This is a genomic window from Bacillus sp. SG20033 (assembly GCF_044570195.1).
In the GTDB taxonomy this organism is placed as follows: Bacteria; Bacillota; Bacilli; order Bacillales; family Bacillaceae; genus Bacillus; species Bacillus subtilis.
Map to the genome: position 1 here is coordinate 3,262,991 of NZ_CP172606.1, position 15,641 is coordinate 3,278,631.

General features: G+C 44.0%; 18 protein-coding genes. 5 read left to right on the forward strand and 13 right to left on the reverse strand.

Annotated elements, in window-relative coordinates; translation table 11 throughout:
• Positions 1-4: 4 nt before the first annotated feature.
• The 4 genes from ACFVP7_RS17275 to ACFVP7_RS17290 form a co-directional block, all read right to left on the reverse strand.
• The gene (locus ACFVP7_RS17275) at positions 5-1,669 is read right to left on the reverse strand and encodes an alpha-glucosidase (protein ID WP_338730742.1); all 1,665 of its coding nucleotides are present in this window, start codon (positions 1,667-1,669) and stop codon (positions 5-7) included.
• A gap of 126 nt (positions 1,670-1,795) precedes the next feature.
• The gene (locus ACFVP7_RS17280) at positions 1,796-3,085 is read right to left on the reverse strand and encodes a hemolysin family protein (protein WP_014665156.1); all 1,290 of its coding nucleotides are present in this window, start codon (positions 3,083-3,085) and stop codon (positions 1,796-1,798) included.
• Between the two features lie 43 nt (positions 3,086-3,128).
• A complete protein-coding gene (locus tag ACFVP7_RS17285; RefSeq protein ID WP_003228889.1) occupies positions 3,129-3,806 on the reverse strand; it encodes a zinc metallopeptidase in 678 nt (225 codons plus the stop codon).
• A 41-nt stretch (positions 3,807-3,847) separates the two neighbouring features.
• A complete protein-coding gene (locus ACFVP7_RS17290) occupies positions 3,848-4,111 on the reverse strand; it encodes a membrane protein (RefSeq protein WP_015483620.1) in 264 nt (87 codons plus the stop codon).
• Positions 4,112-4,157: 46 nt separating this feature from the next.
• Between ACFVP7_RS17290 and mstX the strand changes: the two genes are divergently transcribed.
• Both mstX and kbfO read left to right on the forward strand, forming a co-directional pair.
• The gene (mstX, locus tag ACFVP7_RS17295) at positions 4,158-4,490 is read left to right on the forward strand and encodes a biofilm formation protein MstX (RefSeq protein ID WP_021480479.1); all 333 of its coding nucleotides are present in this window, start codon (positions 4,158-4,160) and stop codon (positions 4,488-4,490) included.
• Complete coding sequence (kbfO, locus tag ACFVP7_RS17300; protein WP_003228881.1) at positions 4,487-5,473, forward strand: potassium channel protein KbfO; 987 nt, start codon at positions 4,487-4,489, stop codon at positions 5,471-5,473. Before mstX ends, kbfO begins: the two co-directional genes overlap by 4 nt.
• Here the strand turns inward: kbfO and ACFVP7_RS17305 are convergent.
• From ACFVP7_RS17305 to ACFVP7_RS17325, 5 genes are all read right to left on the reverse strand, one after another.
• On the reverse strand, positions 5,470-5,874 hold the full coding sequence (locus tag ACFVP7_RS17305) for a YugN-like family protein (protein ID WP_338730743.1): 405 nt from the start codon (positions 5,872-5,874) through the stop codon (positions 5,470-5,472). The two genes, kbfO and ACFVP7_RS17305, sit on opposite strands and share 4 nt — an antisense overlap.
• Positions 5,875-5,933: 59 nt before the next feature.
• Entirely contained in the window at positions 5,934-6,305 is a 372-nt protein-coding gene (locus ACFVP7_RS17310) for a hypothetical protein (RefSeq protein WP_338734172.1), read from the reverse strand.
• Positions 6,306-6,363: 58 nt separating this feature from the next.
• A complete protein-coding gene (locus ACFVP7_RS17315; protein ID WP_003243401.1) occupies positions 6,364-7,716 on the reverse strand; it encodes a glucose-6-phosphate isomerase in 1,353 nt (450 codons plus the stop codon).
• A 111-nt stretch (positions 7,717-7,827) separates the two neighbouring features.
• Positions 7,828-9,000: an iron-containing alcohol dehydrogenase gene (locus tag ACFVP7_RS17320; RefSeq protein WP_338730744.1), complete on the reverse strand. Its 1,173-nt coding sequence runs from the start codon at positions 8,998-9,000 to the stop codon at positions 7,828-7,830.
• A gap of 102 nt (positions 9,001-9,102) precedes the next feature.
• Positions 9,103-10,266, reverse strand: coding sequence for an iron-containing alcohol dehydrogenase (locus ACFVP7_RS17325; protein ID WP_003228869.1), 1,164 nt, complete (start codon positions 10,264-10,266; stop codon positions 9,103-9,105).
• Positions 10,267-10,495: 229 nt separating this feature from the next.
• Here ACFVP7_RS17325 and ACFVP7_RS17330 point away from each other — a divergent pair, with 229 nt between their 5' ends.
• Positions 10,496-10,732 carry a DUF378 domain-containing protein gene (locus tag ACFVP7_RS17330; protein WP_003220771.1) on the forward strand — a complete coding sequence of 79 codons (237 nt, stop codon included), beginning with the start codon at positions 10,496-10,498 and terminating at the stop codon, positions 10,730-10,732.
• Positions 10,733-10,811: 79 nt separating this feature from the next.
• Here the strand turns inward: ACFVP7_RS17330 and yugI are convergent, their stop codons facing one another.
• The 3 genes from yugI to ACFVP7_RS17345 form a co-directional block, all read right to left on the reverse strand.
• Entirely contained in the window at positions 10,812-11,204 is a 393-nt protein-coding gene (gene yugI / locus ACFVP7_RS17335) for a S1 domain-containing post-transcriptional regulator GSP13 (RefSeq protein ID WP_003228864.1), read from the reverse strand.
• 201 nt (positions 11,205-11,405) lie between these two features.
• A complete protein-coding gene (locus ACFVP7_RS17340; RefSeq protein ID WP_338730745.1) occupies positions 11,406-12,566 on the reverse strand; it encodes an aminotransferase in 1,161 nt (386 codons plus the stop codon).
• On the reverse strand, positions 12,567-13,067 hold the full coding sequence (locus ACFVP7_RS17345; RefSeq protein ID WP_009968070.1) for an Lrp/AsnC family transcriptional regulator: 501 nt from the start codon (positions 13,065-13,067) through the stop codon (positions 12,567-12,569). It lies immediately after the preceding gene.
• Positions 13,068-13,214: 147 nt separating this feature from the next.
• Between ACFVP7_RS17345 and ACFVP7_RS17350 the strand changes: the two genes are divergently transcribed.
• Complete coding sequence (locus tag ACFVP7_RS17350) at positions 13,215-14,036, forward strand: alpha/beta fold hydrolase (protein WP_032726784.1); 822 nt, start codon at positions 13,215-13,217, stop codon at positions 14,034-14,036.
• A 25-nt stretch (positions 14,037-14,061) separates the two neighbouring features.
• Here the strand turns inward: ACFVP7_RS17350 and ACFVP7_RS17355 are convergent, their stop codons facing one another.
• The gene (locus ACFVP7_RS17355) at positions 14,062-14,322 is read right to left on the reverse strand and encodes a YugE family protein (RefSeq protein WP_338730746.1); all 261 of its coding nucleotides are present in this window, start codon (positions 14,320-14,322) and stop codon (positions 14,062-14,064) included.
• Positions 14,323-14,408: 86 nt separating this feature from the next.
• Between ACFVP7_RS17355 and patB the strand changes: the two genes are divergently transcribed.
• Positions 14,409-15,572, forward strand: coding sequence for a cystathionine beta-lyase PatB (gene patB, locus ACFVP7_RS17360; RefSeq protein ID WP_338730747.1), 1,164 nt, complete (start codon positions 14,409-14,411; stop codon positions 15,570-15,572).
• Positions 15,573-15,641: the final 69 nt, after the last annotated feature.

The following is a 15,641-nucleotide window of genomic DNA, read 5'->3' on the forward strand; positions in this document are numbered from 1 at the left end:
GAGATTAGCGCCATAGATATATTCTTGCTTCATACGGCTTTAAGAGTACTGATGTCATATGCTTGTGCGGCTCTGCTTCAATATTTGACAAGACGAGTGCATCTGATGACAATGGCAAGCCAGAGTGCTTGAACAACGCCGGTGTTCCTGTCAGATTGGCCACAATCAGTGCAGTATGGCTCTCGTTTTTCCGAAGATATGCAAAGATTTGCTGATCTTCCGGTAAAATGAGCTCGTATGTCCCGTTAATAAAAACATCATATGTTTGGCGCAGCTTGATCAAGCTTTTGTAAAAATGGTAAACGGATGTTTTATCATTTTTTTGCGCCTCGGCATTCAGCCATTTGTAATTCTCATTGATTCCGATCCACGGTTTGGCCTCAGAAAATCCGGCGTATGGACCAGCATTCCATTGCATCGGCGTTCGCGAATTGTCTCTTCCCTTTTTCCAGACAATCTTCATCACATCCTCGTGTGATGTGCCTTTCGCTGTTTTTGTTTCATACAGGCGTTTCATCGCGACATCATCATAGTCCTCAATAGATGGAAAAGCCACGTTCGTCATCCCGAGTTCCTGTCCCTGATAAATAAACGGTGTGCCTTTCATGAGAAAATAAACAGCGGAAAGCGCTTTTGCACTTTCTTTCAGGTACACTCCGTCGTCTCCCCACACAGAAACTGAACGGGGCTGGTCGTGATTCTCCATAAACAAAGCATTCCAGCCGATCCCTTCCAGACTGTCCTGCCAGTCAGTTAAAATTCGTTTAAATGCAACGATATCAATACTTTCATTGATCTCTACATCCCACAGGCCGAGATGCTCAAATTGAAAAATCATGCTGAATATGCCGTTTTTTTCTCCAGTCCAATCAGCTGCTTCTTTTGCAGCGACGCCGTTTGCTTCACCAACTGTCATAATCGGATAGCGGGAAAATGTGTTTTCCTTCAGCTCTGTTAACAAATCCATAATGCCGTCAGCATTCATATGATAAGGAAAGGAAGGGACATAGTCCAGCCCCTTTGGATTCGGCATGTCGGGAAGCCCTTCTTTTTTCTTAATATGCGTAATGGCATCCACCCGAAATCCGTCAATTCCTTTATCAAGCCACCAATTGATCATGTCATAAACGGCATTCCTCACCTGTTCATTTTCCCAATTCAAATCAGGCTGTTTTTTATCAAAAAGGTGCAGATAATACTGGCTTGTCTTTTGATCATACTCCCAAGCCGGCCCGCCGAAAATGCTTTCCCAATTGTTGGGCGTTTTTCCGTTTTTGCCGTCTTTCCAAATATACCAGTCGCGCTTTTCCGAGTGTATGGATGAACGGGATTCTATGAACCATGGATGTTCGTCGCTTGTGTGGTTCACAACGAGATCCATAATCAGCTTCATATCCAGATCATGAATGTCACCAAGCAGCTCATCAAAATCTTCCATCGTGCCAAACTCGCTTAATATGTTTTGATAATCCCTGATATCATAGCCATTATCGGCATTCGGTGAATCATACAGCGGGCAAATCCATATGACGTCAGCGCCCAGCTCTTTTATGTAAGAAAGCTTGGATCTGATTCCTTGAATATCCCCGATTCCGTCGCCATTTGAATCTTTAAAACTGCGGGGGTAAATTTGGTAAACTACGGCTTCCTTCCACCAAGCCTTTTTCATACAGCCACTCCTTCCCAGTGTACCGTTCTTATATATCCTATGTAGAAAAAGGTCTTTACAGCATTGCTTTTTAAGAAATGACTTGATGACACAAAAAACAGCCGTTTGTTCCCCGGCTGTTTTTTATCAAAAATCAGTTTTTTTAATTTCTACAAAACGGATGTGATGATCTTCGGCGTCGAGGATTTTAAATTCACAGCCCTCCGCGTGTATCACATCTCCTGCTTTCAGTTCCATTTTTTGCGTTAGAAGCCAACCTGCAATCGTATCAATTTCTTCATTTTCAATCGCAATGTCGAGAAGGTCATTCACTTCGTCTATTAGCGCTTTTCCATCCATCACATAATGGTGCTCGCCCTTTTTCAGGATGTGCGGTGTTTCATCTTGATCATACTCATCGCGGATTTCCCCGACGATTTCCTCTATAATATCCTCTACAGTGACAAGCCCCGCCGTTCCCCCGTATTCATCTACGAGAATCGCCATGTGAATCCGTTCCTTCTGCATGCGGATTAAAAGCTGTTGAACAGGAATGCTTTCAATGACCCTGATAACGGGCCTCATGATTTGCTCCAGCTTTATCGGCTGGCCGAGAAAATAAGCTTTAAACATATCTTTGCTGTTGATGATCCCTAAAATATGATCCTTGTCATCTTTGATGACAGGGTAGCGTGTATACCGTTCATTAATGATGTGATGAATTGCCTCTTCAAGCGACTGCTCCAGAGAGATAACCGCAATTTCTGTCCGCGGAATCATAATCTCTCTCGCTACCCGGTTGTCAAATTCAAAAATCTTATTTACATAGCGGAATTCAGACTGATTGATTTCCCCCTTTTCATAGCTTTCTGAAAGGATCAGTCTTAGTTCCTCCTCGCTGATGACAACCTCATGCTCCTTTACTGAATGAAAGCCAAACAATTTCACAAGAAAGCTTGCAGAGCCGTTTAATGCCTTAATAAACGGGTACGTGATTTTATAAAACCAGATCAGCGGCTTTGCAATCCATAAGCTTACAGCTTCAGCTTTTTGAATAGAAACCGTTTTTGGGGCAAGCTCCCCCATCACCACATGCAAAAAAGTGACGATGATAAATGCAACTACAAATGTGACAATGTGGTTAAACGGTTCCGGCATGCCTGTCATTGTAAATAAGGGATGAAGAAAACGTTCAAATGTAGGTTCACCAAGCCATCCAAGGCCGAGGGCTGTAATCGTAATCCCGAGCTGGCAGGCTGATAAATACTCGTCAAGATTGGAGATGATTTTATGTGCGGCTAGTGCTCGGCTGTCACCGCTTTCGATGAGCTGATTGATTTTTGAACCTCTGATTTTGACGATCGCAAATTCCGCTGCAACGAAAACAGCCGTAATGCCAATCAAAACAAAAATGGCGATCAATTGTAAAATAAGCAAAAAAAGCCCTTACCATAAATGGTAAGGGGCCACCTCCTTAACGTTAATTCTCATCACGACCGTTTAAGAAAATCATCACAAAACGAAGAAGCTCAAACAGGGAAACCAGGGCGGCGGCCACATACGTTAAGGCAGCAGCGCTCAGCACTTTATTTACCCCATTTTCTTCATTGTTTCGGATGAATCCTTCTGACACAATAATCTGCTTGGCGCGTGAACTTGCATTGAATTCGACAGGCAATGTAATCAGCTGGAAAAAGACTGCCGCTGAAAACAGTATGATGCCAAGCCCGATCAAATTCAGGCTGCCGAGAAGCATGCCTCCTAAGAAAAGCAAAGGAGCTACACCGGATGCAAAATTCACGACTGGGAAGATTTTATGTCTCAGCACAAGCGCACCATATGACTCCTGATGCTGCAAGGCATGTCCGACTTCATGGGAAGCTACGGATATGGCGGAAATTGAGCGGCCGTAATAGACCGGCTCAGATAAACGCACCACCCGTCTTGTCGGGTCGTAATGGTCTGTTAAAGTGCCTCTTACCGGTTCGACCGGCACGTCGTAAAGACCGTTTATATCTAAAATCCGTCTTGCCGTTTCTGCCCCTGTACGTCCGCTTGAGGCTTCCACTTTTGAATATTTTTCAAAGTTGCTCTTTACTTTAAATTGTGCCCAAAACGACAATCCCAATGCGGCTATTGTTAAAAATATAAACAGCATTTTTTCATCATCCTTTTTCCATGATCATTTCTCTATTACGATTATTTTAATGAGTTTTCTTTCCCGTGTACAGAAATGCGCTTTTTCTTCCGGCTTGGAGCACACAATCCAATCAGCAAAAAGAACAGGCCTGCTGAAAACAAATAAAAGGCGAAACTGCCGGCCAGTTCTTTCAGAAAATGAAGCCAGGAGAAGCTGCCGGAAAAGTGATTATATGAATTCAAATCAAAAATAAACAAAATCACCGCGGATGCCGCCAGCTGCGTACCGATCAAAACCACGATCGTTCTTTGAAAGATCGTCATCTTTTTCATCCTTTTTGTTTTAGTTTATGGAGAAATCCGGTTTTATATGTTTTGTACATTTTTTGAAAAACATCACCGGAAGTGGGACATACTGTTAGAAAAAAGCACGGGTGTGATGGAAGCTATGAAAGTGACGAGTGAGGAAAAGGAACAGCTGAGCACAGCAATCGACCGAATGAATGAAGGACTGGACGCGTTTATCCAGCTGTATAATGAATCGGAAATTGATGAACCGCTTATTCAGCTTGATGATGATACAGCCGAGTTAATGAAGCAGGCCCGAGATAAGTACGGCCAGGAAAAGCTAAATGAGAAATTAAATACAATTATTAAACAGATTTTATCCATCTCAGTATCTGAAGAAGGAGAAAAAGAATGAAATCAAATCGGATATTTATTTCATGGCTCAGGTGGCCGTTATTTATCCGAATCGGGGTTATTATTTTATGTCTGATTCTTTTGTTCGGCCAAATCATTTATATACTTGAGCCTAAGCAGTTCACTTCGGTATTCGAAGGTATTTGGTGGGCTGTCGTTACGGTTTCTACAGTCGGTTATGGAGACTATGTGCCGCACACGCCGCTGGGACAGGCAGCCGGAATACTGCTGATTTTGAGCGGAGCAAGCTTTGTCACAGCATATTTCGCTACGTTATCAGCGGCCGCATTCAGCAGACAGCATCGCTACATCGAAGGAAAAGTTGCTTACAAAGGCCGGGACCACATCATTCTGATCGGGTGGAATGAAAAAACAAACCGGCTTTTGAAGGACCTTCAGCTTGCCGCCCCTTCCAAAACAGTCGTACTAATCGATGAATCCTTAACAGAAGGCCCGCTTATTGAAAACGTTCATTTCATACGCGGGCACGCTGCCGATGATGGGACACTGAAACGGGCCAATATTACTGAAGCGGAATCAGTGATGATTACTGCCGATCAGTATAAAAGTGAAACTGATGCTGATATGCTGTCAGTGCTGACTCTTTTATCTGTTAAAGGGCTTAATCCCCTTGCTTACTGCATCGTCGAGATTTTGACTGACCGTTTTGTCACCAATGCGGAGCGGGCAGGCGCAAACCAAATCATCGGAACTTCAGAATTTATCAGCCGGGCGATGCTGCAGCATTACCAAGTCAAGTTACGGCCGTCTAAACAGCAGAACGGAATCAAGCTGACACTTGATCAGCATGTGGAGCTTCTTGCTGTTCCTGACGAACTAAAGGGAGCGGCTTACAAAACCTGTGTTCTCTATTTCCTTGATCACAACACAACAATTATAGGCGTACAAAAAAAGGAGGGACCGATGCTTTCCCCTCCTCTTACATACAAGGTGCTCGAAACAGATCAATTCCTTGCCATCTAGTGTAACAGAACATCCTCCAGTTCTTTCACGAGAGAGGCGCCGATATCCAAAAATGCCGGATCAATTTCCGCGTCCCGCCTTTCCGGTTCGGAAAATTGATTAAACAGTGATTGGAAAGGCCCTCCCTCGGCGTGATCGTCAACATCCGCCTGAAACACCTGTCTCAGCATAAACGGCGTTCCGATCCGGACGGCCGCCCCTCGTTCATCGAGACTGCCTTGTACCGCATTGACGGGAATTCTTAAAAATAAATAGCCGTCTCTATCATCAATTTTATAATCAAAGTAGCCATGATCGTATTCCCAGCCGCCGTTTATCACATAACCGAGCGGCTTCATCACTTGTTCCAGTTCTTGAAGCAGAAAAGACTGCCCATCTATCAAGGAAGGTATTGGTATCATCAGAATGCCCCTTTTTTCACTTATCCTGTCCCGCCGAACAAGACTTCATTCAGAGGCGCCTACATGGAAATCGTTGTTTCTTTCGCGCGGCCAACAGAAAAGAAAGCGCATTCAATTAAGAAATAAACAGCCATTGCCGCTGCAAGCCATGCAGCTGAATCCCAAGACACATAAACAACCGTTGCATAGAGTCCTAATTTAGTGAAAAGAGTATGGGTTCGTTTTAAATGTAAAATCCGATGTACCGCATCGGTAAAAAGGGCAAGCGGCAAACCAATGAGAAGAAAGGCGTGGATGAAAACATGTGACAGCGTGCCGCCAAAGCTTGAAGAAAACTCTGTATACACGGCATCAAAGGAGATAAGGATGCTTAAAACAGCTGCAGAAAAACCGGCAATGATGAGATGTTTAACCAATTGTTTCATGAACATCAGCACCTTTCTGATTTTATAAAAAGCCGACCGGCAAATGCCAGTCAGCTTTCTCACATTAATCTTCCAGACGTTTTTCAAGCTCTGCTTTTTTCTCTTCAAAGCCAGGTTTGCCGAGTAACGCAAACATATTGACTTTATACGCTTCTACACCAGGCTGGTCAAACGGATTGACGCCAAGGAGATAACCGCTCATCGCGCAGGCTTTTTCGAAGAAATATACAAGGTATCCAAAAGTATATGCATTCAGCTCAGGAATGTTAACGATTAAGTTCGGAACATTTCCGTCTGTATGGGCAAGCATCGTGCCTTGGAATGCTTTCTTATTAACGAAATCAACGGTTTTACCTGCTAAATAGTTCAAGCCGTCAAGATCGTTATCCGCTTCCTCAATTGTCAGTTCATGTTTAGGCTTCTCTACGTTCAGGACCGTTTCGAATAAATCTCTGCGGCCTTCTTGTACATACTGGCCTAAAGAATGAAGGTCTGTTGAATAGTTCGCTGAAGAAGGATAAATGCCCTTCTCATCTTTCCCTTCACTTTCTCCGAACAGCTGCTTCCACCATTCCGCAAAATATTGAAGCGCTGGTTCGTAGTTGATGAGCATTTCAATTGTTTTGCCCTTATTATAAAGGACATTGCGAACAACCGCATATTGGTATGCTGGGTTATCTTCCAGTTCAGATGTTGCAAAATCTTTGCTCGCATCCAAGGCGCCTTTCATCATGTCATCAATGTTGACGCCGCTGACAGCAATCGGCAGGAGACCTACAGCTGTTAAAACTGAATAACGGCCGCCGACATCGTCAGGAATAACGAATGATTCGAAGCCTTCTTCGTTAGAAAGCGTTTTTAATGCGCCGCGCTCTTTATCAGTTGTTGCATAAATCCGCGCTTTCGCTTCTTCTTTACCGTATTTCTCTTCAAGAAGCTTGCGGAAAATACGGAAAGCGATTGCAGGTTCAGTTGTCGTACCTGATTTAGAAATCACATTAATAGAGAAGTCAACATCTTCAAGAAGATCCATGACGTCTCTCATATAAGATGAACTGATGTTGTTTCCGATAAAAATGACTTGCGGATTGCCGCGTTTTGCTTTTGGCAAAGTGTTATAAAACGCGTGATTCAGCGCTTCAATCGCTGCCCGCGCTCCTAGATAAGAACCGCCAATGCCGACAACAAGCAAGACATCAGAGTCAGATTTGATTTTTTCCGCGCTTTTTTTGATGCGCGCGAATTCTTCTTTATCATAATGTTCAGGGAGGTCCACCCAGCCTAGAAAATCGCTGCCCGCGCCTGTTTTTTCATGGATATTATGGTGTGCTGTTTTTACAAAGTCCCGCAGATATGTAAGTTCATGTTCGTTGAAGAAAGTCAACGCTTTTGAGTAGTCAAAGCGTACATGCGTCATTGCTTGTCCCTCCATAACGGTATAATGTTTTCATCTTTCACTTTATATGAACTTATCTGTGAAATCAAGTCAAGAAGAAAGGGCGGAATGACTGGATTCCGCCCTTTGGGTTTATAGAGACGCGCGAAGGATGGCAAGCACGTCATCTTTGTTCAGTTTTTGGAAGTTGCCGAAGCCGCCGTGTTCCATTTCCTTGGCTGCGATATCAGCAATCAGCTCAAGCTTTTCTTCTCCAATATTGTAATCAGCAAGACGAGAAGGCGCACCGAGGCTTGTCCAGAACACAGACAGTTTATCGATTCCTTCAAGCGCAATTTCTTTATCTGTTTTGCCTTCAGTATCAATGTCAAACATGTTGAGCATAAGGTTTTTAAAACGGCCTACATTTGTATCAAGCGTGTATCTCATCCAGTTTGGGAACAGTATCGCCAAACCGCCCGCGTGCGGAATATCATATACAGCTGAAACAGCGTGTTCCATTGTATGAGAAGCCCAGTCACCAAAGTAGCCCATTTGGAGCGTGCCGTTTAAAGCGATTGTACCAGCATACAAAATCGTTTCACGAAGTTCGTAGTTTTCCAGATCTTCAAGAAGCTTAGGAGCTGTTTCGATGACCGTCTGCAAAACAGCAAAGCACATTCTATCCTGAAGCGGCGTGTTTTCAACATTATGGAAGTATTGTTCGAATACGTGGCTCATCATGTCAACCATGCCGTATACTGTTTGATTTTCTGGAACGGTGAACGTATTTTCAGGGTCTAAAATAGAGAAACGCGGATGAGTGACATTGCTGCCCCATACAAATTTCTCGTTTGTTTCCCAGTTTGTAATCACGGAATCAGGGTTCATTTCAGAGCCTGTTGCAGCAAGAGTTAGAACAGTGCCAAACGGCAGCGCATCCTCCGCTGTTACTTTTTTGCTGAAAATATCCCAAGCGTCGCCATCGTATTTGACGCCAGCTGCAATTGCCTTTGTACAGTCAATCACACTGCCTCCGCCGACAGCAAGCAGAAAATCAATGTCATGCTCTCTGCAAAGTCCTATGCCTTTTTCCACTGTTGCAAGACGCGGGTTCGGCTCTACACCTGACAGCTCATGAACAACAGCGCCCTCTTCTTTTAAAATGCCTGTGACTTGATCATAAAGGCCGTTGCGTTTAATGCTGCCGCCTCCGTAAACAAGCAGTACATTCTTGCCGTATCGTTTTAATTCTTTTCTTAACTGTTCAAGCTGACCTTTTCCAAAAATCAGCTTTGTCGGATTATAATAAGTGAAATTTTCCATAGTAAAACCTCCAAATGATGCTGGTGAAAAACAGATTTTCCATTGTAACATAAGTTGACAAAAAGAAAAAGGGAAGCAGCCAAACGGCTATTTCCCCTTTTTTTATAGAGATGCTTTCAAAATTGACAGCACATCTTCTTTGTTGAGTGATTTAAATTGGCCGAATGTACCGTTAGCCATTGCCTTGTCAGCAATTGTGTCAAGCTGCTCATCATTAATATCATAATCAGCAAGACGGTTCGGAGCGCCAAGACTTGTCCAGAATGCGGACAGCTTATCGATTCCTTCAAGGGCAATTTCTTCATCTGTTTTACCTGCTTCTTCAACATCAAACACGCGAACTGCAAGCTGTTTCATGCGGGCAGGGTTTTCAGACAATGTGTGTCTCATCCAGTTCGGGAACAGAATCGCCAGTCCGCCGGCATGCGGAATATCATAAACGGCTGATACTGCATGTTCAATATTATGAGTAGCCCAATCCCCTCTTGCCCCCATAGAAAGCATGCCGTTTAATGCGATTGTTCCTGTGTACAGGATCGTCTCACGCAATTCGTAATTTTCGAGATCATTGATCAGCTTAGGCGCTGTTTCAATGACTGTACGCAGAAGTGATTCACACATGCGGTCCTGATACGGCGTGTTTGATACATGATGGAAGTATTGTTCAAATACGTGGCTCATCATGTCAACCATCCCGTAGATCGTGTGGTTTTTAGGTACGGTGAATGTATTCACCGGATCAAGAATCGAAAATTTAGGGAATACGAGCGGGCTGCCCCAGCCGTATTTTTCTTTTGTTTCCCAGTTTGTAATCACAGATCCTGAGTTCATTTCTGAACCAGTCGCAGCGAGAGTCAATACCGTTCCGAATGGCAAAGCATCTTTTGGCTGATGCTTTTTCGTAACGATATCCCACGCATCACCATCATACTTCGCTCCTGCGGCAATCGCTTTTGTACAGTCGATTACGCTTCCGCCTCCGACAGCCAGCAAGAAATCAATGTTTTGTTCTTTACAGATGGCAACACCTTTATTAACAGTCGACACACGCGGATTCGGTTCCACACCTGCTAATTCATGCACGGTCGCACCGGCTTTATTCAGCTGTTCAATCACTTGATCATACAGGCCGCTGCGTTTAATGCTGCCGCCTCCGTACACAAGCAATACGTTTTTTCCGTAAGGTTTGAGTTCCTCCGGAAGTCTTTCCACTTCGCCGCGCCCGAAAATTAATTTGGTCGGATTCCAGTATGTAAAGTTTTGCATGACATCTCCTCCTTAGATTTTTTATTATGCAGAATGTCCTCACCACATGTAAAGCAATCAGCTCTCACCGATCAGCATACCAGATGGTTTTATTTTGCAAGATGCTGGGAAAGAAGCTGATATAAGCGAGGGCAGGCCAGCTTCCCTCATATGGAGAATGCATGTATAGATTCTCCAATATGTCACAATCTATAACTGTTTTAATAATTCATGGAGGAGGTTGCAAAACATGAGTACCATTCAAAGAATTTGTCTTGTATTAACCATCATTGGCGCCATTAACTGGGGACTGATCGGATTTTTCCAATTTGACTTAGTAGCGGCTATCTTCGGCGGCCAAGGGTCAGCTCTTTCCCGAATCATTTACGGACTTGTCGGAATCGCCGGCTTAATCAACCTCGGTCTGCTATTTAAGCCAAACGAGGAAAGATCACGTGAAGAAGCAGCAAATCCTGAAATGCGATAGGATATCAATCACGCTGAAATAGGATTTTGCTTTAAATCAAAAGCACCGAACATTCCTGTCCGGTGCTTTTTTTTCATACTTATTTTTTGATAAGGTCTTTGCGGTTGGACATTTCGATCCACTCTTCAAGCTTATCTTTTAATGTGTTGAAACCTTGTGGTGTAGAAGCTTCTTCGCTTACTTGAGCAGCTTTAGGTTTTCTTGGTTTGCTTTCTTTTTTCTCAGGCGCAGCTTGTGTCGCACGAATTGAAAGGCTGATTTTGCCTTTTTCTTCATCAACAGCAAGTACTTTTACTTGTACTTCGTCGCCAACTGAAAGGTGCTCGTTGATATCTTTTACGAAACCGTGAGTCACTTCAGAAATGTGTACTAACCCTTGAGTTTCTTCATCTAATGCAACAAACGCACCATACGCTTGTAATCCTGTAACTTTACCAGTGTAAACACTGCCCACTTCAAATTTTGCTGCCATTCATAACAACTCCTAAGTTAAATTAAATATCTGTTTATACGCAATTTAAAATTATATCACACATGTCTTATTTCCGCAAAGAAAACTTTTTTATAAAAAATCAGGTTTATGCACAGCAAAAAGGGGGTAAACTGAAAATACCAAAGGCTTTCTAGTATTCCCCCCTTTTATTGGATGCGAACAAAAGGTTCGTATCTTTTTTTATGTTGTTTTGTGCAGGAAGCGTTTCATTCTGACTAACGCTTCTTGAAGCTGTTCAATCGAGGTTGCGTATGAACAACGGATATATCCCTCACCGCTCGGACCAAACACACTTCCAGGAACAACGGCCACTTTTTCCTGCGTCAGAAGCTCCTCGGCAAACTGTTCTGAACTCATCCCCGTGCTTTTAATTGATGGAAAAGCATAGAAAGCGCCGCCCGGATGATGACAGCTGAGACCGATTTCATTGAGCGATTCTACAAACAGATTCCTTCTTCTTCGATAGCTTTTTTTCATTTTTTCTACGTCTTCCATGCCGTTCTTCAGGCCTTCAAGGGCGGCAAACTGCGCCATTGCGGGCGCACACATCATCGCATACTGATGAATTTTAAGCATGGCATCCCGAAGCAAGGATGGTGCCGCGGCAAAACCGAGCCTCCAGCCCGTCATTGCAAATGCTTTTGAAAAGCCTGAGATGACTACCGTCCGTTCCTTCATTCCCGGTAATGCCGCTATACTTGTAAATTCCTCATCATATGTCAGCTCCGCGTAGATCTCGTCGGCTAAAACGATGACATCATGTTTTTTGGCAAACTCAGCAATCTCATTCAGCTCTTCCTTCGAATAAACCGAACCTGTCGGATTCGATGGTGAGCAGATGAGAATGGCCTTTGTTTTTTCAGTGACTGCCGCTTCAAAATCAGCAGCCGTTGCTTTAAATCCTTTGTCTGCCGTTGTATGAACGTGAACCGGGATACCGCCTGCCAAAGAAACAAGCGCATCATACGCCACAAAACACGGCTCAGGAATGATGACTTCCTCACCTGGATTCACAATGGCGCGGATCGCAATATCCAAAGCCTGACTTGCCCCCACTGTCACAATCAGCTCATTATCTGGCGAGTAGCTAAGATCAAACCTGTTGCTCAAATAACGGCCGATTTCCTCCCGCAATGAGTATAAACCCGCATTGGCCGTGTATGACGTATATCCTTGTTCAAGAGAGAGAATGCTTGCTTCGCGGACATTCCACGCGGTAACAAAATCAGGCTCGCCGACGCCTAAAGAAATGACGCCTTCCATCGTTGCCGCCAAATCAAAGAATTTGCGGATGCCGGATGGTTTTATTTGTTGTACATAGTCTGATAAATACGAAGTCATTTACGGTGACACCACGATTCTTTTGTCGTCGTCTCCTGTTTCAAACACTTTGCCGTCATGCTTGTATTTTTTCAGGATAAAATGGGTTGTCGTAGATACAACTGAATCAAGCGTTGAGAGTTTATCCGAAACAAAACGCGCTACGTCAGACATCGAATTGCCGCGAATCACGACAGACAAATCGTATACGCCTGACATCAGGTAAACTGATTCAACCTCTTGGAATCGGTAAATCCGTTCCGCCACTTCATCAAAACCGACGCCTCGCTTCGGCGTTACTTTGACGTCGATCATGGCCGTAACGCCCTCATGTCCGTCTACTTTTCGCCAATCAATCATAGCGGAATAATCGATAATAACCTTTTCTTTCTCCAGTTTGTCAATAATGGTTTTTACTTCATTTACAGGGATGCCCGCCATCTTTGCGATTGTTTCTAAATCGGCGCGGCTGTTTTCGTCTAAAATTTCTAATATTTCTGTTTCTTTTTCTGTCAATTTCATTTGATTCACACCTTTGCAATGTCAAGAAATCTCATGACATTATATCACGTTTTTTGACGAATGCTAAGAAAAAACGAGGAGAAACTTCCGCTAGAATTGACAATTTCAGGGCATAATACAACCATCAAAAAAAGGGAGTGACACAGAATGGAGGCGGTTTCACCAATAAGGCGGTTTACGGTCGATGGAGTCAATGTATACTACGAACATTATCAAAATCCTGGCAGGCAAACGCTGGTCTGCGTACACGGTTTTTTATCATCTGCATTCAGCTTCAGAAAAGTAATTCCTCTCCTTCGGGACAAGTACGACATCATCGCGCTTGATTTGCCTCCTTTCGGCCAATCTGAAAAATCAAGAACGTTTATCTATACCTATCAAAACCTTGCTAAGCTTGTCATTGGGATTTTGGAGCACTTGCAAGTGAAACAGGCTGTGCTTGTCGGGCATTCTATGGGCGGGCAGATATCGCTGTCTGCTGCTCTCCAAAAACCTGAGCTTTTTTCAAAGGTTGTGCTGCTTTGCAGTTCAGGGTATTTAAAACGTTCACACCCGACGATCATTTTCGGGACCCATATCCCGTATTTTCATCTTTACATCAAACGCTGGCTCTCGAAAGAAGGCGTGATGAAAAATTTATTAAATGTGGTGCATGACAAATCGCTGATTGATGAGGAGATGATTGACGGCTATGGCAGACCGTTTCAGGACGAGCAGATTTTCAAAGCCATGACAAGGTTTATCCGCCACAGAGAAGGAGATTTAGAACCCGAGCAATTGAAGAAAATGAACAAGCCTGCTCTATTGATTTGGGGCGAGGAGGATCGAATTGTCCCAATGGAGATCGGTAAACGGCTGCACGCAGATTTGCCTAATTCCGTGCTGTACTCACTTGGCCAGACCGGACATCTGGTGCCTGAAGAACGCCCTGAACTTGTTTCTGAACACATTGCTCATTTTATCAATTAAAAAAACCGGTGCTGAACCGGTTTTTTTAAGGCGTGCAGGAGCTGCTGTTTTTAATGAATAAAAGCTGGCCAGCCACTTCCCGGCAGCTGTCGATCGGCAGCGTTTGTTCAAAAGAAGTTTCAAATATTTGCTGAATGCTTTTCGCCAGCACGTCGGGATCGTCTTCATCATAGACTGCCTGCACGACATCAACAGACTCCGTTTCGTAAAACTCTTCTCCATATTTAAACGGGTCCCATTTGGCAATGATCTTAATCATTTCCCTGACCGCTTGACTTTCTTCCATATTCATCACCGCTTATAATAAAATTTGCAGTTCTATCTTATCATAGTGAAGCTTAGAAGAATAAACATACATGAGGGGGTAACAGAATGAACTTTGATAAACGAGAAGAACGCCTTGGCACCCAATCTGTCAAATGGGACAAAACAGGCGAATTATTTGGCGTGACAGACGCACTCCCGATGTGGGTGGCGGATATGGATTTTCGCGCCCCGGAAGCGATAATTGAAGCGTTAAAAGAGCGTCTTGACCACGGTATTTTTGGTTATACAACTCCAGATCAAAAAACGAAGGATGCTGTGTGCGGATGGATGCAAAACAGGCACGGCTGGAAGGTGAATCCGGAAAGCATCACATTCAGCCCCGGCGTTGTAACAGCTTTGAGCATGGCGGTACAAGCTTTTACGGAGCCTGGCGATCAAGTAGTTGTTCAGCCTCCAGTTTATACGCCTTTTTACCATATGGTGGAGAAAAACGGCCGGCACATTTTACATAATCCGCTGCTAGAAAAAGACGGCGCATATGCAATGGATTTTGAAGATTTGGAGACGAAGCTTCGTGACCCAAGCGTTACATTGTTTATTTTATGCAATCCTCATAACCCTTCTGGGCGTTCATGGGGCCGGGAAGATTTACTAAAGCTAGGCGAATTGTGTCTTGAGCATGGCGTCACAGTTGTATCGGATGAAATCCATTCCGATTTAATGCTGTACGGACACAAACACACACCGTTCGCTTCGCTCTCTGACGATTTCGCTGATATTTCTGTGACATGTGCTGCTCCAAGCAAAACATTTAATATCGCCGGATTGCAGGCTTCAGCGATCATTATTCCGGATCGCCTGAAGCGCGCCAAGTTTTCCGCAAGCCTTCAGCGAAATGGTTTAGGCGGACTGAACTCGTTTGCCGTCACTGCAATCGAAGCCGCGTATTCAAAAGGGGGACCGTGGCTTGATGAATTGATCTCTTACATTGAGAAAAACATGAACGAAGCGGAAGCCTTTTTGAGCACCGAGTTGCCAAAGGTCAAAATGATGAAGCCGGATGCATCATACTTGATTTGGCTCGACTTCAGCGCTTACGGCTTGTCCGATACAGAGCTTCAGCAAAGAATGCTAAAAAAAGGAAAAGTTATTTTAGAGCCCGGGACGAAATACGGGCCTGGCGGAGAAGGATTTATGCGCCTGAACGCGGGATGCTCTCTTGCAACCCTGCAGGACGGCCTGCGCCGCATCAAAGCCGCATTATCGTAAATATAGCTGTAAACGCCTTTACGTCTTCATTTGTAAAGGCGTTCTTAATAAAGGAATTTTATATTTTAC

Bases quoted from the DNA above. Each gene is read 5' to 3' on its own strand.
- ACFVP7_RS17330 (WP_003220771.1), top strand. From the start codon at position 10,496: ATGAGTACCATTCAAAGAATTTGTCTTGTATTAACCATCATTGGCGCC.
- ACFVP7_RS17350 (WP_032726784.1), top strand. From the start codon at position 13,215: ATGGAGGCGGTTTCACCAATAAGGCGGTTTACGGTCGATGGAGTCAAT.
- ACFVP7_RS17285 (WP_003228889.1), bottom strand. From the start codon at position 3,806: ATGCTGTTTATATTTTTAACAATAGCCGCATTGGGATTGTCGTTTTGG.
- ACFVP7_RS17290 (WP_015483620.1), bottom strand. From the start codon at position 4,111: ATGACGATCTTTCAAAGAACGATCGTGGTTTTGATCGGTACGCAGCTG.
- ACFVP7_RS17305 (WP_338730743.1), bottom strand. From the start codon at position 5,874: ATGATACCAATACCTTCCTTGATAGATGGGCAGTCTTTTCTGCTTCAA.
- ACFVP7_RS17315 (WP_003243401.1), bottom strand. From the start codon at position 7,716: ATGACGCATGTACGCTTTGACTACTCAAAAGCGTTGACTTTCTTCAAC.
- patB (WP_338730747.1), top strand. From the start codon at position 14,409: ATGAACTTTGATAAACGAGAAGAACGCCTTGGCACCCAATCTGTCAAA.
- yugI (WP_003228864.1), bottom strand. From the start codon at position 11,204: ATGGCAGCAAAATTTGAAGTGGGCAGTGTTTACACTGGTAAAGTTACA.
- ACFVP7_RS17340 (WP_338730745.1), bottom strand. From the start codon at position 12,566: ATGACTTCGTATTTATCAGACTATGTACAACAAATAAAACCATCCGGC.
- ACFVP7_RS17320 (WP_338730744.1), bottom strand. From the start codon at position 9,000: ATGGAAAATTTCACTTATTATAATCCGACAAAGCTGATTTTTGGAAAA.
- ACFVP7_RS17325 (WP_003228869.1), bottom strand. From the start codon at position 10,266: ATGCAAAACTTTACATACTGGAATCCGACCAAATTAATTTTCGGGCGC.
- ACFVP7_RS17275 (WP_338730742.1), bottom strand. From the start codon at position 1,669: ATGAAAAAGGCTTGGTGGAAGGAAGCCGTAGTTTACCAAATTTACCCC.
- ACFVP7_RS17310 (WP_338734172.1), bottom strand. From the start codon at position 6,305: ATGTTCATGAAACAATTGGTTAAACATCTCATCATTGCCGGTTTTTCT.
- ACFVP7_RS17345 (WP_009968070.1), bottom strand. From the start codon at position 13,067: ATGAAATTGACAGAAAAAGAAACAGAAATATTAGAAATTTTAGACGAA.
- mstX (WP_021480479.1), top strand. From the start codon at position 4,158: ATGTTTTGTACATTTTTTGAAAAACATCACCGGAAGTGGGACATACTG.
- ACFVP7_RS17355 (WP_338730746.1), bottom strand. From the start codon at position 14,322: ATGGAAGAAAGTCAAGCGGTCAGGGAAATGATTAAGATCATTGCCAAA.
- kbfO (WP_003228881.1), top strand. From the start codon at position 4,487: ATGAAATCAAATCGGATATTTATTTCATGGCTCAGGTGGCCGTTATTT.